The organism is Chryseobacterium sp. C-71, from assembly GCF_020911865.1.
Taxonomy (GTDB): Bacteria; Bacteroidota; Bacteroidia; order Flavobacteriales; family Weeksellaceae; genus Chryseobacterium.
The window spans coordinates 1,794,726-1,811,421 of the sequence record NZ_CP087131.1; the positions used below are offsets into that span (position 1 = coordinate 1,794,726).

The following is a 16,696-nucleotide window of genomic DNA, read 5'->3' on the forward strand; positions in this document are numbered from 1 at the left end:
TTAAAATACTCTGTAAAGATTAAACCCAAAGAAAATCTGTCCCTTTTCCCACTTTCCGGTAGCGTTAGTAAGATAACCAATATCAGAATTCAGTTGAGAATTGCTGAATAACAGCTGAAAAACGTGACCTCCTGTTTCAATATCCATTCCTAATGATAATGGATTTTTGTAAAAACTCTGATTGTCAAAATTCACAAAATATTCTGCATTGATCGAGATTCTTTTGGAAATTTTGTATCGTCCTCCTAATCCGGCCAAGAATTGATTGTTGTTTTCAATGGTCGGCTCATAAAGATTTTTATGAACATAAGACTGCGTCAGCTGTAAAGAAAAATTCTCATTAAACCTTCTTGAAATAAGAGCTTGTGTAAGATAAGAAAGCCGATCGCCAAACTTCAGATGCGGATAAGTTTCGGTATCCAAATCTGTGTTTAATGCCATCACATTATATCCTACAATATCTACGGGCACGTCATCATTCTGTTTTAGAAGCCTGTATTTTGCTCCGAATTCAAAAGTTTTCATGTTGGTTTCCCTTGAAAGACTTAATGAGATTCCGTCTGTTACACCATAAATTACTCCAAGCTTGGTAGAAGCATCATCCAGACCGAAAAAGTTTTTGAAACCCTCACTTACATCTCCAAAACGATGCGCAATAACAACGTACCACTCATTTTTTGCGGTAAGTTTTGTTGATTGTCCGGTAACGATTTGAAGTGCTTTGAAAGCTGGTGGTGAAGTTGTATTGGTTGTTGAAATGGTGTCAATATCTTTCAGCAGATCTTCCTGTGAGAAAGCAAGAACTGAAGTAAACATCGACAAAAATAATAGAGTTTTTGTCATATAATTTTAATTAAAATTGATACAACAAACTTATCGACTAAAATTTTTAAAAGTGCGTGACAAAAGTCACCGACGATATTGTTTTTATCAATCGGCTTTATAAAACTATTAAAACAAATTTATTAGAATTGACTAACATTTTCAGATTGTGCTATTCTGATGCCCTGCTTACTTTGAGAAATTTCCCCTTCATTTTCAATTTTTTTCATCACTCTGCTCACTACTTCTCTTGATGTCCCAAGATTGACAGCAATTTCCCGATGGGTAAGCTTAATCGGATTATTACCCGTCAACAATATCTGTTGTTTAATATAGCTTAGGATTCTTTTATCAAGCTTGTGAAATACCGCTTCATTCACCATATTCATGACATCTGAAAATCGCTTGTCGTACTCCTGATAAAATAATTTGTTTATTGCAGGAAACTTCAATAACCAATCATGCATTACAGAAACCGGAATCAATAAAACCTCAGAATCTTCTTCTGCAACTGCATAAATACGGCTTACATAATCGGAAAAAATAGAGGAAAACGTCATCATACAGCTATCATTTTCTCTTACATAATAGTAAATCAACTCCCGACCGTCATTTAATGAAAATACTCTGATTGAACCTTTAATGAGAAACGGAACAAATTTATTCTTCTGCCCTTCTCGGCACAGTTCAGTTTTAGCTTTCACATTGCTGATGATTCCATGTTTGTTGAGATCCTTTAAGAAATCAACACCCAAAAATCCGAATTTGTTAATGATAAATTGATTCTTCAACATATATTTTATCTGATATCTAAAAACAAAGGTATAAAATTGAAATATTGCTACTTACATTTATTTTTATCAGGCTATTATTTTTAATCATTCTTAATAATTCACTTTTGAACTATGAAAATAAGTTTGATAACATTAAAATTTTGAATGAACATAAAAGAATGAACATACTGCGCCCCGGCCTGAGTGGAGCTCTTTTTGCGAGGAGGTACGACGAACAAAAAAGCGGGAACGGAGGACGGAAACAGGCGCCCAAATAAATATCATGACGATATTTTGTACAAAAAAATGCCCCAACTTTCGCTGGGGCATTCTTATATATTTGAGAAAATCTTACGCTTGTACGTTGTTTCCACCTAATACGAAAGGCTCAACTTCTTTGATTTCTCCGAACTGCTGCTCGTAGTTTGTGATGTTTTGCTGAAGAGCTGTAAGAACTCTCTTAGCGTGAAGTGGAGCAAGAATTACTCTTGAACGAACATTCGCCTGCTGTACACCTGGCATTAACTGGATGAAATCTACTACAAATTCTGATGGAGAATGGTTTACTAAAGCAAGGTTACAATATACCCCTGAAGCTACCATTTCGTTTAATTGAATGTTGATGTTGTTTGGATCGTTGTTTTGATTTTGGTTGTCCATTATTTTTGTTTAAGTTTTATGTTTAAAAAATTCAAGGCTCAAAAATAAATTAAATCTTCGAACCTTGAACATTAAATTTTAAATTAATTTAAATCTTCGAATTCTTTTTTAGAACCTACGATTACATTCTGGTATTCTTTAAGACCTGTACCTGCAGGAATTCTGTGTCCTACAATTACATTTTCTTTAAGACCGTTCAAGCTATCTACTTTACCAGCTACTGCTGCTTCGTTTAGAACTTTAGTAGTTTCCTGGAATGATGCTGCAGACATGAACGACTTCGTCTGTAGAGCCGCTCTTGTGATCCCTTGCAATACGGGCGTTGCCGTTGCAGGAAGTGCTTCTCTTACTTCAACTAATTTCTGATCTTCACGTTTCAACTTAGAGTTTTCATCTCTTAGTTCTCTTGCAGTAATCATCTGTCCTGGCTTGAATTCTTTAGAATCACCAGCGTCTGTAACTACTTTAAGACCAAATACTCTGTTGTTTTCAATTAAGAAATCGTATTTGTGCTCAAGAGCAGCCTCAAGGAACTGAGTATCACCTCCGTCAACGATGGATACTTTTGTCATCATCTGTCTTACGATGATTTCGAAGTGCTTATCGTCGATTTTTACCCCTTGCAGACGGTAAACTTCCTGAATTTCATTTACTAAATATTCCTGAACCGCAGTTGGCCCTTTGATCTTCAAGATATCGTCTGGAGTAACTGAACCGTCAGAAAGTGGCGAACCAGCTCTCACGAAGTCATTCTCCTGTACCAAGATCTGGTTTGATAATTTAACTAAATAAATTTTTCTCTCACCAGTTTTTGCCTCAACGATCAATTCTCGGTTACCTCTCTTGATTTTTCCGTAAGAAACTACCCCATCGATTTCTGTAACAACCGCCGGGTTTGAAGGGTTTCTTGCTTCAAATAATTCTGTAACTCTCGGAAGACCTCCGGTGATATCCCCTGACTTAGCAGATTTTCTTGGGATTTTGATTAAGACTTTACCAGCCTTAATTTTTTCACCATCATTTACCATTAAGTGGGCTCCTACCGGTAAGTTGTAACCTTTCTGCTCAACTCCTTTAGAATCTACCACCTTCAATGTAGGTACGGCTTTCTTATTTCTAGATTCAGAGATTACTTTCTCTTCAAATCCTGTTTGCTCATCAATCTCCAATTGGAATGAAATACCTTGGATGATATCTTCATACTCTACCTTACCAGCATTTTCTGCAATGATTACCGCGTTATACGGATCCCATTTTGCAATGATATCCCCTTTTTTCACTTTATCACCAGATTTAACTAATAATTGAGATCCATAAGGTACGTTAGCAATCATCAACGGAGTTCTAGATTCGTTATCAGCAACCAATCTAAATTCTGTTGTACGAGATACTACTACTTCCGCAGTGTTACCGTTTTCGTCTTCAGAAGTAATTGTTCTTACCTCATCCAACTCAACGATACCGTCTCTTCTTGCAGAGATTGAAGGGTTTTCTGATACGTTTGTAGATACACCCCCTTGGTGGAAGGTTCTCAACGTAAGCTGAGTTCCCGGTTCCCCAATTGACTGTGCCGCAATTACACCTACCGCTTCACCCATGTGGATTTTCTTACCAGTTGCCAGGTTTCTACCATAACACTTAGCACAGATTCCTTTTTGAGTTTCACAAGTTAATGGTGAACGTACTTCTACAGCTTCAATACCCATCTCCTCGATTCTTTTCGCTAAAGCTTCCTCAATAATCTGATCTGCTGTTGCTACTAATTCGTCAGTTTCCGGATCGTAAATATTATGAAGAGATACTCTACCTAAGATTCTTTCAGAAATTCTTTCAACGATTTCGTCATTTTTCTTCAGTGCAGTAACTTCTGTTCCTCTAAGGGTTCCACAGTCTTGTTCTGTAATAATAACATCTTGTGCAACGTCTACCAATCTTCTAGTCAAGTAACCTGCATCGGCAGTTTTCAATACGGTATCCGCAAGACCCTTACGAGCACCGTGAGTAGAGATAAAGTATTCTAAGATCGAAAGACCTTCCTTAAAGTTTGCAAGAATCGGGTTTTCGATAATTTCCGCACCGGTAGAACCAGCTTTCTGCGGTTTTGCCATCAAACCTCTCATCCCTGATAACTGACGGATCTGTTCTTTAGAACCCCTCGCACCAGAATCAAGCATCATGTATACAGAATTGAATCCACCTTGGTCAACTTTCATTCTGCTCATGATCATTTCAGTTAATCCTGCGTTGGTGTTTGTCCAAACGTCAATTACCTGATTATATCTTTCTGTATCTGTAATAAGACCCATGTTATAGTTGGCTCTAATTTCGTCTACAGTTTCAATAGATGTTGCGATCATTTTCTTTTTCTCAACAGGGACAACGATGTCACCTAATGAGAACGAAAGACCTCCTTTAAATGCATTTGAATACCCTAAGTCTTTCATTGCATCCAAGAACTTCACAGTGGTAGGGAAATCTGTATCGGCAAGTACTTTACCAATAACATTTCTTAATGATTTCTTTGTAAGAAGTTCATTAATATATCCTGACTGCTTAGGAACGATCTGGTTAAATAAGATTCTACCAACAGAAGTTTCAATCAATTTAGTTGTGATTACACCTTCTTCTTTTACCGGTAGTCTACATCTTACTTTAGCGTTCAATGAAACTCTACCTTCAGCATAAGCGATTTCCGCTTCTTCCGGAGAATAGAATGCAAGACCTTCTCCTAAAACTTTTTTCTCATCTGTAGAGCTTAATTCTTTGGTCATGAAATAAAGACCAAGAACCATGTCCTGAGATGGTACTGTAATTGGAGAACCGTTTGCAGGGTTCAAAATATTCTGAGAACCTAACATCAATAACTGAGCTTCCAAAATTGCCTCTGGGCCTAACGGTAAGTGTACCGCCATCTGGTCACCATCAAAATCGGCATTAAATGCTGTCGTTACCAATGGGTGTAGTTGGATTGCCTTACCTTCGATCATCTTAGGTTGGAAAGCCTGAATACCCAGTCTGTGCAAAGTAGGCGCTCTGTTTAGTAAAACAGGGTGACCTTTCATTACACCTTCTAAGATATCATATACTACTGGTTCTTTTCTATCAATAATTCTCTTTGCAGATTTTACTGTTTTTACAATCCCTCTTTCAATTAGTTTTCTAATGATAAATGGTTTGTATAATTCCGCAGCCATATCTTTAGGAATACCACATTCGTGAAGCTGTAAGTTTGGACCTACAACAATTACCGAACGAGCCGAGTAATCTACCCTTTTCCCTAGTAAGTTCTGACGGAAACGACCTTGCTTACCTTTCAATGAATCTGAAAGTGATTTCAATGGTCTGTTTGATTCAGATTTTACAGCAGAAGATTTTCTTGTATTATCAAATAATGAATCTACAGATTCCTGAAGCATACGCTTCTCGTTTCTCAAGATTACTTCAGGAGCTTTGATCTCCAATAGTCTCTTCAAACGGTTATTTCTGATAATTACTCTTCTGTAAAGGTCATTTAAGTCAGAAGTTGCGAAACGTCCTCCATCCAATGGAACCAATGGTCTTAATTCTGGTGGTATTACAGGAAGCACACGCATAATCATCCACTCTGGTCTGTTGATCATTCTTGTATTAGCACCTCTCAATGCTTCTACTACGTTCAATCTTTTAAGAGCTTCAGTTCTTCTTTGCTTAGAACCTTCGTTGTGAGCTTTGTGTCTCAAGTCGAAAGACAATGCATCAAGATCAATTCTTTTCAGCAATTCTTCAACAGCTTCCGCACCCATTTTAGCAAGGAATTTGTTTGGATCTGCATCATCAAGATATTGATTATCTGGAGGAAGAGTTTCCAAAACATCCAGATATTCTTCTTCTGTAAGGAATTCTTTCTCGTCAAAATCTGAACCATCTGCTTTCTTAGCGATACCTTGCTGAATCACAACATATCTCTCGTAATAGATGATCATATCTAATTTCTTAGAAGGAATACCTAAAAGGTAACCGATTTTGTTTGGTAAAGAACGGAAATACCAAATGTGCGCAATAGGAACAACCAAACCAATATGTCCGATTCTTTCTCTACGTACTTTTTTCTCCGTAACCTCTACACCACAACGGTCACAAACGATCCCTTTGTAACGAATTCTCTTGTATTTACCACAAGCACATTCGTAATCTTTGATAGGACCGAAGATTTTTTCACAGAACAAACCGTCTCTTTCTGGTTTATGCGTTCTGTAGTTGATAGTTTCCGGCTTAAGCACTTCTCCTCTTGAGTCTTGTAAAATTGACTCAGGTGAAGCTAAACCGATGGTTATTTTATTAAATCTACTTGATTTATTTTTATTTGACATAATTTAATTTTTGATTAAAAGATTAAAAGATTGAAAGCTTCAAAATCACTTTCGCACTTATTATCTCTGAGTTTAATTAATGCTTTAATTTTTTAACAATTAAATCTTAATTTACTCTTCCAATCTTACGTCTAATCCAAGACCTTGTAACTCGTGAAGTAATACGTTGAAAGATTCCGGAATACCTGGTTCAGGCATTGCTTCCCCTTTTGCAATCGCTTCATAAGTTTTTGCTCTACCAATCACGTCATCCGACTTCACAGTCAAGATTTCTCTCAAGATATTTGCAGCTCCAAATGCTTCAAGAGCCCAAACCTCCATCTCTCCGAATCTCTGACCACCAAACTGAGCTTTACCTCCTAATGGCTGCTGAGTAATCAATGAGTAAGGTCCGATAGAACGTGCGTGCATTTTGTCATCTACCATGTGTCCAAGTTTCAACATATAGATAATACCTACAGTTGCAGCTTGTGTAAATCTTTCTCCGGTACCACCATCATAAAGGTGAGTGTGACCGAATTTAGGAACTCCTGCTTTCTCAGTATACTCTGTAATCTGATCAAGAGTTGCCCCATCAAAGATTGGCGTAGCGAACGTCATACCCAATTTCTGACCAGCCCATCCAAGAACTGTTTCATAAATCTGTCCGATGTTCATACGAGAAGGTACCCCAAGTGGATTCAGTACGATATCTACCGGTGTTCCGTCTTCCAAGAATGGCATATCTTCTTCACGAACGATTCTCGAAACGATACCCTTGTTACCGTGACGACCCGCCATTTTATCTCCAACGTTTAGTTTACGTTTTTTAGCGATATATACTTTAGCCAATTTCATGATACCTGCAGGAAGCTCATCTCCGATAGAAATTGCGAATTTCTCACGGTTTTTAACTCCTTGAATATCGTTGAATTTGATTTTGTAGTTGTGAATCAATTGTTTGATCAATTCATTCTTATCGTTGTCAACCGTCCAATCTGCACCGCTAACGTTTACGTAGTCTTCAACTGAAGTCAACAATTTGTGAGTGAATTTCACTCCTTTACCGATAATTTCTTCGTCTAAATCATTCGTAACTCCCTGAGAAGTTTTACCGCTAACTAGAGTGTTTAATTTTTCGATTAAAGTATTTCTCAACTCGTCAAACTTAGCCTTGTAAGTGTTTTCAATCTCTTCAAGCTTAAGTTTTTCTTCAGTTCTTTTCTTTTTGTCTTTAATGTTTCTAGAGAACAATTTCTTGTTGATCACAACACCTCTTAATGAAGAATCTGCTTTCAATGAAGCATCTTTTACATCACCGGCTTTGTCACCAAAGATTGCTCTAAGAAGTTTCTCTTCAGGAGTCGGGTCAGATTCACCTTTTGGAGTGATCTTACCAATCATGATATCACCAGGCTTCACTTCAGCACCGATTCTGATCATTCCGTTCTCATCAAGATCTTTTGTAGCTTCTTCAGAAACGTTTGGAATATCTGCCGTCAATTCTTCCATACCTAATTTGGTATCACGAACTTCAAGAGAATACTCATCTACGTGAATTGAAGTAAACCAGTCTTCACGTACAACTTTTTCGTTGATTACAATTGCATCCTCAAAGTTGTATCCTTTCCAAGGCATGAAGGCTACTACCAAGTTTCTACCCAAAGCCAATTCTCCGTTTTCGGTTGCATAACCGTCGCAAAGAACCTGACCTTTTTCTACCGTCTCACCTACTCTTACGTTTGGTCTTAGGGTAATAGTTGTACTCTGGTTAGTTTTTCTAAACTTAGTCAGTTTATATGTTTTCGTAGCAGATTCGAATGATACTAAATCTTCGTCATCGCTTCTTTCATATTTAATAGTAATCTGATCAGCATCTACGTACTCTACAGTACCTCTTCCTTCGGCATTGATCAAAATTCTAGAATCTTTCGCAACTTGTTGTTCCAGACCTGTACCTACGATTGGAGCTTGTGGCTTCAACAAAGGAACTGCCTGACGCATCATGCTTGATCCCATCAATGCACGGTTCGCATCATCATGCTCCAAGAATGGAATCAATGAAGCTGAAATACCGGAAATCTGGTTAGGTGCAACGTCGATCAAATTAACCTGAGAAGGCTCAACAACTGGATAATCACCATCTAATCTGGCAATAATTCTATCTGTTAAGAACGCTCCGTTATCATCTAACTCAACGTTTGCCTGAGCAATTACTTTATCTTCTTCGTCTTCTGCATTCAGATAAATAGGATCAGCATGTAGATCTACAGTACTTCCTTCTACTTTTCTATATGGAGTTTCGATGAAACCTAAAGTATTGATTTTAGCATAAATACCTAAAGATGAAATCAAACCAATATTTGGTCCCTCAGGAGTTTCGATAGGACAGATACGACCATAGTGAGTATGGTGAACGTCACGTACCTCGAAACCTGCTCTTTCTCTTGATAAACCACCAGGTCCTAAGGCAGAAAGTCTACGCTTGTGCGTGATTTCTGATAGAGGGTTGGTTTGGTCCATGAACTGAGAAAGCTGGTTGGTACCAAAGAATGAGTTAATAACTGATGTCAAAGTCTTCGCATTAACAAGATCAAGCGGAGTAAAGATTTCGTTATCTCTAACGTTCATTCTTTCCTTAATCGTTCTTGCAATTCTAGAAAGACCTACACCAAACTGTCCTGCTAATTGCTCACCAACAGTTTTAATTCTTCTGTTTGATAAGTGGTCGATATCATCAACCTCAGCTTTAGAGTTTACCAATTCGATCAAGTGTCTTACAATCGCAATGATATCTTCTTTTGTAAGAACCTCAGTAGTTGTAGGGATATTAAGACCTAACTTTTTGTTTAGTCTGTAACGTCCTACTTCACCAAGTGAATATCTTTGCTCAGAGAAGAATAATTTTTCAATAATTCCTCTTGCAGTTTCCTCATCGGGTGGATCTGCATTTCTTAACTGACGGTAAATATATTCTACCGCTTCTTTTTCAGAGTTGGTAGGGTCTTTTTGTAATGTATTCTGGATGATAGAGAATTCGTTTGAATTTTCTTTGTGAATCAAGATAGACTTCACACCAGCATCCAAAATAAGATCAATATGTTCTTTTTCAAGAATAGTCTCTCTGTCTAAGATGATTTCGTTTCTTTCGATAGAAACAACTTCACCAGTGTCTTCGTCTACAAAATCTTCAAACCAAGTGTTCAAAACTCTTGCAGCCAAAGTTCTACCTTCCACTTTTTTAAGGGCAGCTTTAGAAACTTTCACTTCTTCTGCAAGGTCAAAGATCTGAAGAATGTCTTTATCAGATTCGAAACCGATAGCTCTTAATAATGTAGTTAAAGGTAATTTTTTCTTACGGTCGATATACGCGTACATTACGCTGTTGATATCGGTAGTAAATTCCATCCAAGATCCTTTGAAAGGGATAATTCTTGAATAGTACAATTTTGTTCCGTTAGCGTGGTAAGTCTGTCCGAAGAATACACCCGGAGATCTGTGTAACTGAGTTACGATAACACGCTCTGCACCATTAATGATAAATGAACCAGACGGCGTCATATAAGGAACCGGACCTAAATAAACATCTTGTACAACGGTCTGAAAATCTTCATGTTCAGGATCTGTACAGTATAATTTAAGTCTAGCTTTTAGAGGAACGGAATACGTTAAACCTCTTTCCACACACTCATCGATTGAGTAACGTGGTGAATCTACCAAATAATCTAAGAATTCCAAAACGAATTGGTTTCTAGAATCGGTAATTGGAAAGTTTTCTTGGAAGGTTTTGTGCAAACCTTCTTTCTTTCTGTCTTCCGGAAGTGTGTCTAATTGGAAAAAATCTTTAAATGACTCTAACTGGATATCTAAGAAATCCGGAGTAATGATTTTTCCTTTCGCTGTAGAGAAATTAATTCTCTCATTTCCTTTAGTAATTGCGGTTGTTTTACTCATAAAACTTTTAAGAAAGGGTTAAAAAAATATTTTGATTTTACAAAAAATATCAGAATGACAAGAAACAAGTTAAAAGTAAAAAGGTAAAAGTGTTTTTGGCGCTCACGTAAGAACCTTTTTCCCTTTAAATTACATCTCTATCTTTCTAACTGCAACGCTGGTATATCTTTTCACAGCGTAATGCAAAATATTTTTAAATTTTTATTTTGGACGAATAAATGTAAATAATCTATCAACAAGAAATCCCTTTCAAAATTATGAAAGAGTTGATTTACAATGTTTTACTGATGTATGTATATTTATTAGCGCCAAAAGAACTGCAAATATACTAATTTTTAAGCGATTACACAAATTTAAGCATTACTCTGTAACTTATGTAATCATAAAAGTTTCTTAATTTTTTAAAAGAGTTGATATAACAAATTCGCTGAAAGTTTACCCTGTACAGCAAGATTCATTATTTTTTAAATCAAAAACATCACCTTGTAAAAAAACAGCGGTTTTTAACTTTAAATAAATTGATCTAACTTAAACAAAAAGTTAATTTTTATACATCTTACTAATCCATCCTTCTGCCTGATTGATTTATAAATAAAAATAAATTCTTCTCATCTCTTATATTTAGAATGTAAATAAAATAAAATCCGTCTCACAAAAATTTGTGAGACGGATTTCTTAAAATTTAAGTTAGCCTTTTAAGAATATTGGTGATTCGTAAAAGTTTTAGTTTTTTATACAACGAATAGAAAACCCATACGCTCGAAAAACACTGCCAGAAGTACTGTTTGATGTATTAAACAGAACATATGAAGAATTAGTACCCGCTGTTGTGCTGGTCCAATAAACACCAGTAGTACCTTCTTGAATCATTACTCCGTTATTATAAGCTCTATAGCCAGCCGTCGTTAATTTCAATGGGGAATTAAATGCACCTGCTGCATTTTGTGTGGCAAAAAGCGCTGATTCAGCTTGAAATTCTGCCAAAGTAGGAATACGGAAACCATTAGGACATGGATTATTGACACCGCTTACACCCTGCCATAAATTGACATTCTGTGGTGAACGCCAATCATAAGGACTAGTAGGAGCAGTAATAAAATTTCCATTGCCGGGAACATCTGTACTGCTTAATGTAGTACTTACCGGGGAAGTACGAATTTGATGAGCGTCAGCTAAACGTCCCCATTGGTATAAGTCACCATATGAAGCAGCATCTGTAGTACTTGTAGCCACCTGCGTTGCACCTAAATTACGATCCATCCATACTCTTCCGGTTCCTGTTGTTACAGTAGGAACATTTTCTCTACCCCAAAAAGACCAAACTGTTCCGTTATAAACAGCTAACACTTTATTGAAGTTATCATATACCATCATGCCGGGTGCAGGATTTCTGATATTAAGATGCGGACTTGCAGCTGTAGGCAAAACCATAGCTTTGTCGGTATCTTCTAAAACCAATATCCCTGGCGTAGAAGTTAAAGTTGTTCCAATGGCTGTTTTAGCAGAAGTATTTTCATTTATTGAACTCCCTTGAATTAAGGCTCCATCTATAGTACTCAACGGATCTACCGTTGTACCATTTGCATTAACTGTAAGATCCTTCCAGCCTGATGCGTATTTTACCTTCACTTTTTTATCGGTAAGATCATAAACCAATGTACCGTTTACAACACCAGTAACACTTCCTTCTGAAGTTACCCACGGTAAAACAATACCTCGATTCCCCGGTCCGAAATCAAGTGAAACAGATGGTGAAGACACACTTTCTTTACCTATCGCTACTTGAGAATATACATTTCCTGACAAAAATGCCAGTATGATTAGAAATAAATATTTCATTATTAATTCTTTTTTTTTATTAAACATTAATTAGACGGACACGTCGGTGTAGTAAAACAAGTCCAACCCGCCGGAGTACCCGTTGTGTTGACCTGAAGACAATCTGACGTAATATTGTACACCATCATTCCTTCTACAAGATTTGCCGCAGGAATTTGTGAAATCTGTAGTGCTGTCAGTCTGTTTACAACAAAACCTTTAGTTCTGGATTCCAAAACCGTCCAAGCTCCTTTTCTTACCATTGGCCAATTTCCCTGCGCAGCATTACCCGCTCTTGCTAAAGAAGTAAAACCGTGATTTGTATTCAACACAGTTCCGCTTGTAACTCCTGGTCTGTAACATACCTCCTGAGTATCCGTATCGGTAGCGGTATTATTAGTCAAATTAGAATCTGTACTGTTTGCCGGCGCTGTAATGGTGACCGTATTCACAAGATCACCTGTGAAAGTGAACGGTATACTTACCGTTACCGTGTAAGTTACCGTAGCATTTACTGGCAGATTTACCACATCATTGATTGCTCCGGTCTGTGTTCCTGAAACTGCAGTTGTCGCACCTCCTGCAGCAACTGCAGTATAACTTACATTAGCAGCAAGAATACCTGCTGGCAAAGGATCCGAAACCGTTGCTCCCAAAACCCCAAAAGGCCCATTGTTACGAGCTACAATTGTATATACCCTTGTAGAACCCGGTGCATATGTTATTGTATTGTCTGTTTTGGTTATTGCGAGATCAGCACTGAACGCAATCGGCGATGTCACACAATGTGCTCCGTCGTTAGAACCACTCGCAGGCGAACCTGAAATCAAAACTCTTTGTCCAGTAGTAAGATTAAATTGATAAAATCCACCAGCATTGTCTGATCCATAGATCTGTCCTGTACTAGAACCGAACAATGCCCCAAAAGCAACAGTTCCTGGCGAAGCTCCAATCCCGGTAACAGCTCCGGTAGTAGGATTAACAGACAGCAATTGCCCAGTGTCATTACTAACAGTATATAAAAGACCATTTGTAGTTCTAAAAGCAAGATCTGCCACAGAAATACTTGCCGATAATGTAATAGGCGTTGCAACTAAAGTTGTTACATTAATTCTGTACAAAGTATTATTAGCCCCTGATGCTTTTACATAATAGTTTCCTAAATTATCAACTTCACCCGCGTTATATGCGCCCGCAGGCAATCCTGTCACAGGACCTAAATTAACTGAACTTCCATCAGTATTAATAATCCATAAATTATTAGAAGATGTACTAGGCATTGCGTACATACGCCCATTCAATGGATGAATACCTATTGCATTATAATCACCTGAAGCATTTCCAACAGGAGGATAAGTAAATGGATTACTTGATGTATTAACAGAATACAAAGTACTAAACTGCGCAAGATACAACGCATTGGTACATCCAAATGCACTAACAACCGTTACACTTATATTTGCTGGTTGTGAAGTTGAAGGATTACTTACGCCATCAAGAACAAAATTATCTTTAATTGTATAAGGAATTGTAGCTGTGCCTATGAAAGAAGACAAAGGAGTAAATGTCACAACACCTGTAGTGGTATCTACAGACCAAGTACCTTGATTAGGCACCACAACAGAGGTTTGATTATTAGCAAATCTCACCGTATTGGCAACTACAGATCCGTCAGGATCACTGTCATTTGTGAATACATTAATTGTAACTGGAGTATTCTGATTTGTTGTAACATTATCTGCAACAGCAATTGGTACAGCGTTGATCGCATTTACCGTTACAGAAACCTGCACCGTCTCATATGCATTATTACCACCAGTACCAGCATTACTTCCTGGTCTTACAACCATCAACTGAGAAGCTTGGGTAGCGGTAAACCGCAATCTAGAAGTAGCCCAAGTATTTTGGGTTAAATTTCCTGCTGTTAAAGTCTGACCTGCTACATCAACAAAAAACTGATCATTATAAGTACCAGCATATTTTCCACCGTTCCCATTGTTACGGGTAACAGCTGTTAATGAGTAGACAACCACTTCATAAGTTCTACCAACCGTTAATCCACCAATCGTCGTATTAACAGACTCTTCTGTACCTGCAGCTCCCAAATCTCTTAAAGACAACCATGTTGTATGTGAATTAGGAGGAAAAGGCAATGTCAAATCATCGGTACTACTAGTTGTACTCGTCCAGTTTGCACCACCGCCGCTTGTTCCTGTTGTCGCTGCAATAGTTCTATTTGAAATATCGGGCGTACCTCCATTATCATTCCAACCATTTGGCACACAATCGGAACACGGAACAGCACCATTTCCAGCCTGCAATCCATTTGTAGGAGAAATCGTCTGTGCAAAAGAATGACAGGATATAAAAAATAATAAAACAAATAAGTGTTTTCTAAAATATTTAAAATTGAAATTCATATAAAATGTATTAGCTTTCTCATTTATGTAAATGAGAAGTTTGTTAATAAAAAATTTAATTTATGTTAATAAACTAATACCGGTGGCGGTCTCACAGAAAAGACCTCAGAGAAACAAAAATCTAGAGATTTGTTATTATAGTAGGTGTATTTTTGAGAATGTAAAAAGTCTAAAGCCTGAGTAATTACATAAGCGTCTGCCGAAATATAGAATTTAGAAAAATCGTGAGTGCTTTGACTAGGTATTACATAGTTTTTTGCGATTGAGCTTGAAGAAAAAAACTGATCAGGAGACGGAGCACCATTGAAGTCATGCTTAACAAAAATCTGAACCCTTTTTTCAAATTTTTCTATTTCTTTTTTTACTTTTTGTAAAGCTTCTTTTTGTCTTTTATTTTCAGCTATTTTTAACTGATTCTTAAGATCTTTCTTTTCTTCCTTTTGAGATTGTTTGCCAATTAACTTGAGAAGATGTTCTTTGCCTCCATTTTCCTGATAAGAAACATTAGAGTTTTTCAGAATAATTTTATTGCTGAGAATCTGCTTATTAAAATTATCATCTGATGAGTACAAATTTGCACCATCTTTTAAAACAATGGTCGTTGGCGCAATTTGTTGCTGAGAATTTGCTTCTTGGGCGTAAACATGATTTGATAAAGAAAATAACAATATCAACAATAACGCTGGAAAACAATTCAAACTTTTAATAAAGTTCAAATTTTTCGCAACCGTATTGTTATATAATAAAGTTTTCTGCAAGGATATTAGTTTACAAATGCAAAAGTAAGCAATAAATCAACAAATATTGTATTAAATGAATATCAACAAATCATATGATATAGCATTATATCAGAATAGCGTATAAAAACAATATCATTAAATTTTTAAACGCATTTTTTCAACAGCAACGCATTTAAAAATTGATATTTTACACTTAAAATTTTTAAAAAAATTCCAATGTTTTACACTTACACTCATTTTCTGATTAATTAATAAAATCTATAAACAATGGACGCTATCAACCTAAAAGCATTGTTGATAAGAATTACACAAGAAAACCATATAAATAAAACACATTAAACACGAATCCCCGAATATGGATACCAACTATACATTATCCACAATTTTAATTTTAAAAAAAATACAATTATGAAAAAACAATCCGTAAAATAGATACACATCATCGACAAATTCCGACTTTTATTTCATTATTACGTGAAATTATTTTTAAACAAAAAAAGTTGCTCCATTACGAAGCAACTTAAAATACATACTTATTTTATTGTAAATCTATGGTTTCCAAAAAGACCAAACTTTACCATTAAAAACTGCCAATTGCTGTTTTACCGTATCATAAACCATCGTTCCAGGTTCAGGATTTGTGATATTCAGGTGCGGGCTTGGCACTTTTGGGAGAATCATTGCTTTGTTAACGTCTTCCAAAACCAAAATTCCCGGCACCGAAGTCGGTGTTCCAATGCTTGTTTTGGCTGTAGGATTATCTACTAAAGCAACGCCGTTGAAAGTGTCTTGAAGTGTCGTGTCTGCCACACCTTGGGTAGTGTTAATCGGTGCAGGAGCGCTTTCGTTTTTCGTGAGAGCCACCCAGCTTGTTGCCGAAGTTCCGTTTTTGTACTTCACGATAAAATCTGTGGTATCGTAGATGACTGTCCCTTCCACAGCAGCAGCTTTATCCATCGCAGCAGTCGTCCAAGGTAATACAAAACCTTTTCCCTGATTGACTATATAATCCCCAAATTCCAGAGAAATTGAAGGATTAGGAGTTCCTGCCGGAGCCGGTGAAGGCAAGATAGTGAGTGATGATTTCCCGATTGCCACCTGTGCAGAGGCAGAAGCAGTAATGAAGAGAAATGCTATTTTTAATATATTTTTCATTTTTTTTAAAATTTAAACTTAATTAA

9 protein-coding genes are annotated in these 16,696 nt (G+C 36.8%); all 9 read right to left on the reverse strand.

The window, feature by feature from the left end; all coding sequences use genetic code 11:
- Nucleotides 1–843 (reverse strand): DUF5777 family beta-barrel protein, encoded by an 843-nt coding sequence (locus LNP04_RS08180; RefSeq protein ID WP_229986022.1) that lies wholly within the window; start codon nt 841–843, stop codon nt 1–3.
- A 122-nt stretch (nt 844–965) separates the two neighbouring features.
- Nucleotides 966–1,616, reverse strand: a complete 651-nt coding sequence (locus LNP04_RS08185) for a Crp/Fnr family transcriptional regulator (RefSeq protein ID WP_229986023.1) — start codon at nt 1,614–1,616, stop codon at nt 966–968.
- Nucleotides 1,617–1,946: 330 nt separating this feature from the next.
- Nucleotides 1,947–2,255, reverse strand: a complete 309-nt coding sequence (locus LNP04_RS08190; protein WP_047444864.1) for a DUF3467 domain-containing protein — start codon at nt 2,253–2,255, stop codon at nt 1,947–1,949.
- A gap of 83 nt (nt 2,256–2,338) precedes the next feature.
- Complete coding sequence (gene rpoC, locus LNP04_RS08195; protein ID WP_229986024.1) at nt 2,339–6,604, reverse strand: DNA-directed RNA polymerase subunit beta'; 4,266 nt, start codon at nt 6,602–6,604, stop codon at nt 2,339–2,341.
- A 111-nt stretch (nt 6,605–6,715) separates the two neighbouring features.
- Nucleotides 6,716–10,537, reverse strand: coding sequence for a DNA-directed RNA polymerase subunit beta (rpoB, locus tag LNP04_RS08200; RefSeq protein ID WP_229986025.1), 3,822 nt, complete (start codon nt 10,535–10,537; stop codon nt 6,716–6,718).
- Between the two features lie 723 nt (nt 10,538–11,260).
- The gene (locus LNP04_RS08205; protein ID WP_229986026.1) at nt 11,261–12,376 is read right to left on the reverse strand and encodes a fibrobacter succinogenes major paralogous domain-containing protein; all 1,116 of its coding nucleotides are present in this window, start codon (nt 12,374–12,376) and stop codon (nt 11,261–11,263) included.
- Between the two features lie 26 nt (nt 12,377–12,402).
- Nucleotides 12,403–14,775 (reverse strand): DUF6923 family protein, encoded by a 2,373-nt coding sequence (locus tag LNP04_RS08210; RefSeq protein ID WP_229986027.1) that lies wholly within the window; start codon nt 14,773–14,775, stop codon nt 12,403–12,405.
- A 65-nt stretch (nt 14,776–14,840) separates the two neighbouring features.
- Nucleotides 14,841–15,473 (reverse strand): hypothetical protein, encoded by a 633-nt coding sequence (locus LNP04_RS08215; RefSeq protein ID WP_229986028.1) that lies wholly within the window; start codon nt 15,471–15,473, stop codon nt 14,841–14,843.
- Between the two features lie 591 nt (nt 15,474–16,064).
- A complete protein-coding gene (locus LNP04_RS08220) occupies nt 16,065–16,670 on the reverse strand; it encodes a hypothetical protein (protein ID WP_229986029.1) in 606 nt (201 codons plus the stop codon).
- Nucleotides 16,671–16,696: the final 26 nt, after the last annotated feature.

Bases quoted from the DNA above. Each gene is read 5' to 3' on its own strand.
- LNP04_RS08180 (WP_229986022.1), bottom strand. From the start codon at position 843: ATGACAAAAACTCTATTATTTTTGTCGATGTTTACTTCAGTTCTTGCT.
- LNP04_RS08185 (WP_229986023.1), bottom strand. From the start codon at position 1,616: ATGTTGAAGAATCAATTTATCATTAACAAATTCGGATTTTTGGGTGTT.
- LNP04_RS08190 (WP_047444864.1), bottom strand. From the start codon at position 2,255: ATGGACAACCAAAATCAAAACAACGATCCAAACAACATCAACATTCAA.
- rpoC (WP_229986024.1), bottom strand. From the start codon at position 6,604: ATGTCAAATAAAAATAAATCAAGTAGATTTAATAAAATAACCATCGGT.
- rpoB (WP_229986025.1), bottom strand. From the start codon at position 10,537: ATGAGTAAAACAACCGCAATTACTAAAGGAAATGAGAGAATTAATTTC.
- LNP04_RS08205 (WP_229986026.1), bottom strand. From the start codon at position 12,376: ATGAAATATTTATTTCTAATCATACTGGCATTTTTGTCAGGAAATGTA.
- LNP04_RS08210 (WP_229986027.1), bottom strand. From the start codon at position 14,775: ATGAATTTCAATTTTAAATATTTTAGAAAACACTTATTTGTTTTATTA.
- LNP04_RS08220 (WP_229986029.1), bottom strand. From the start codon at position 16,670: ATGAAAAATATATTAAAAATAGCATTTCTCTTCATTACTGCTTCTGCC.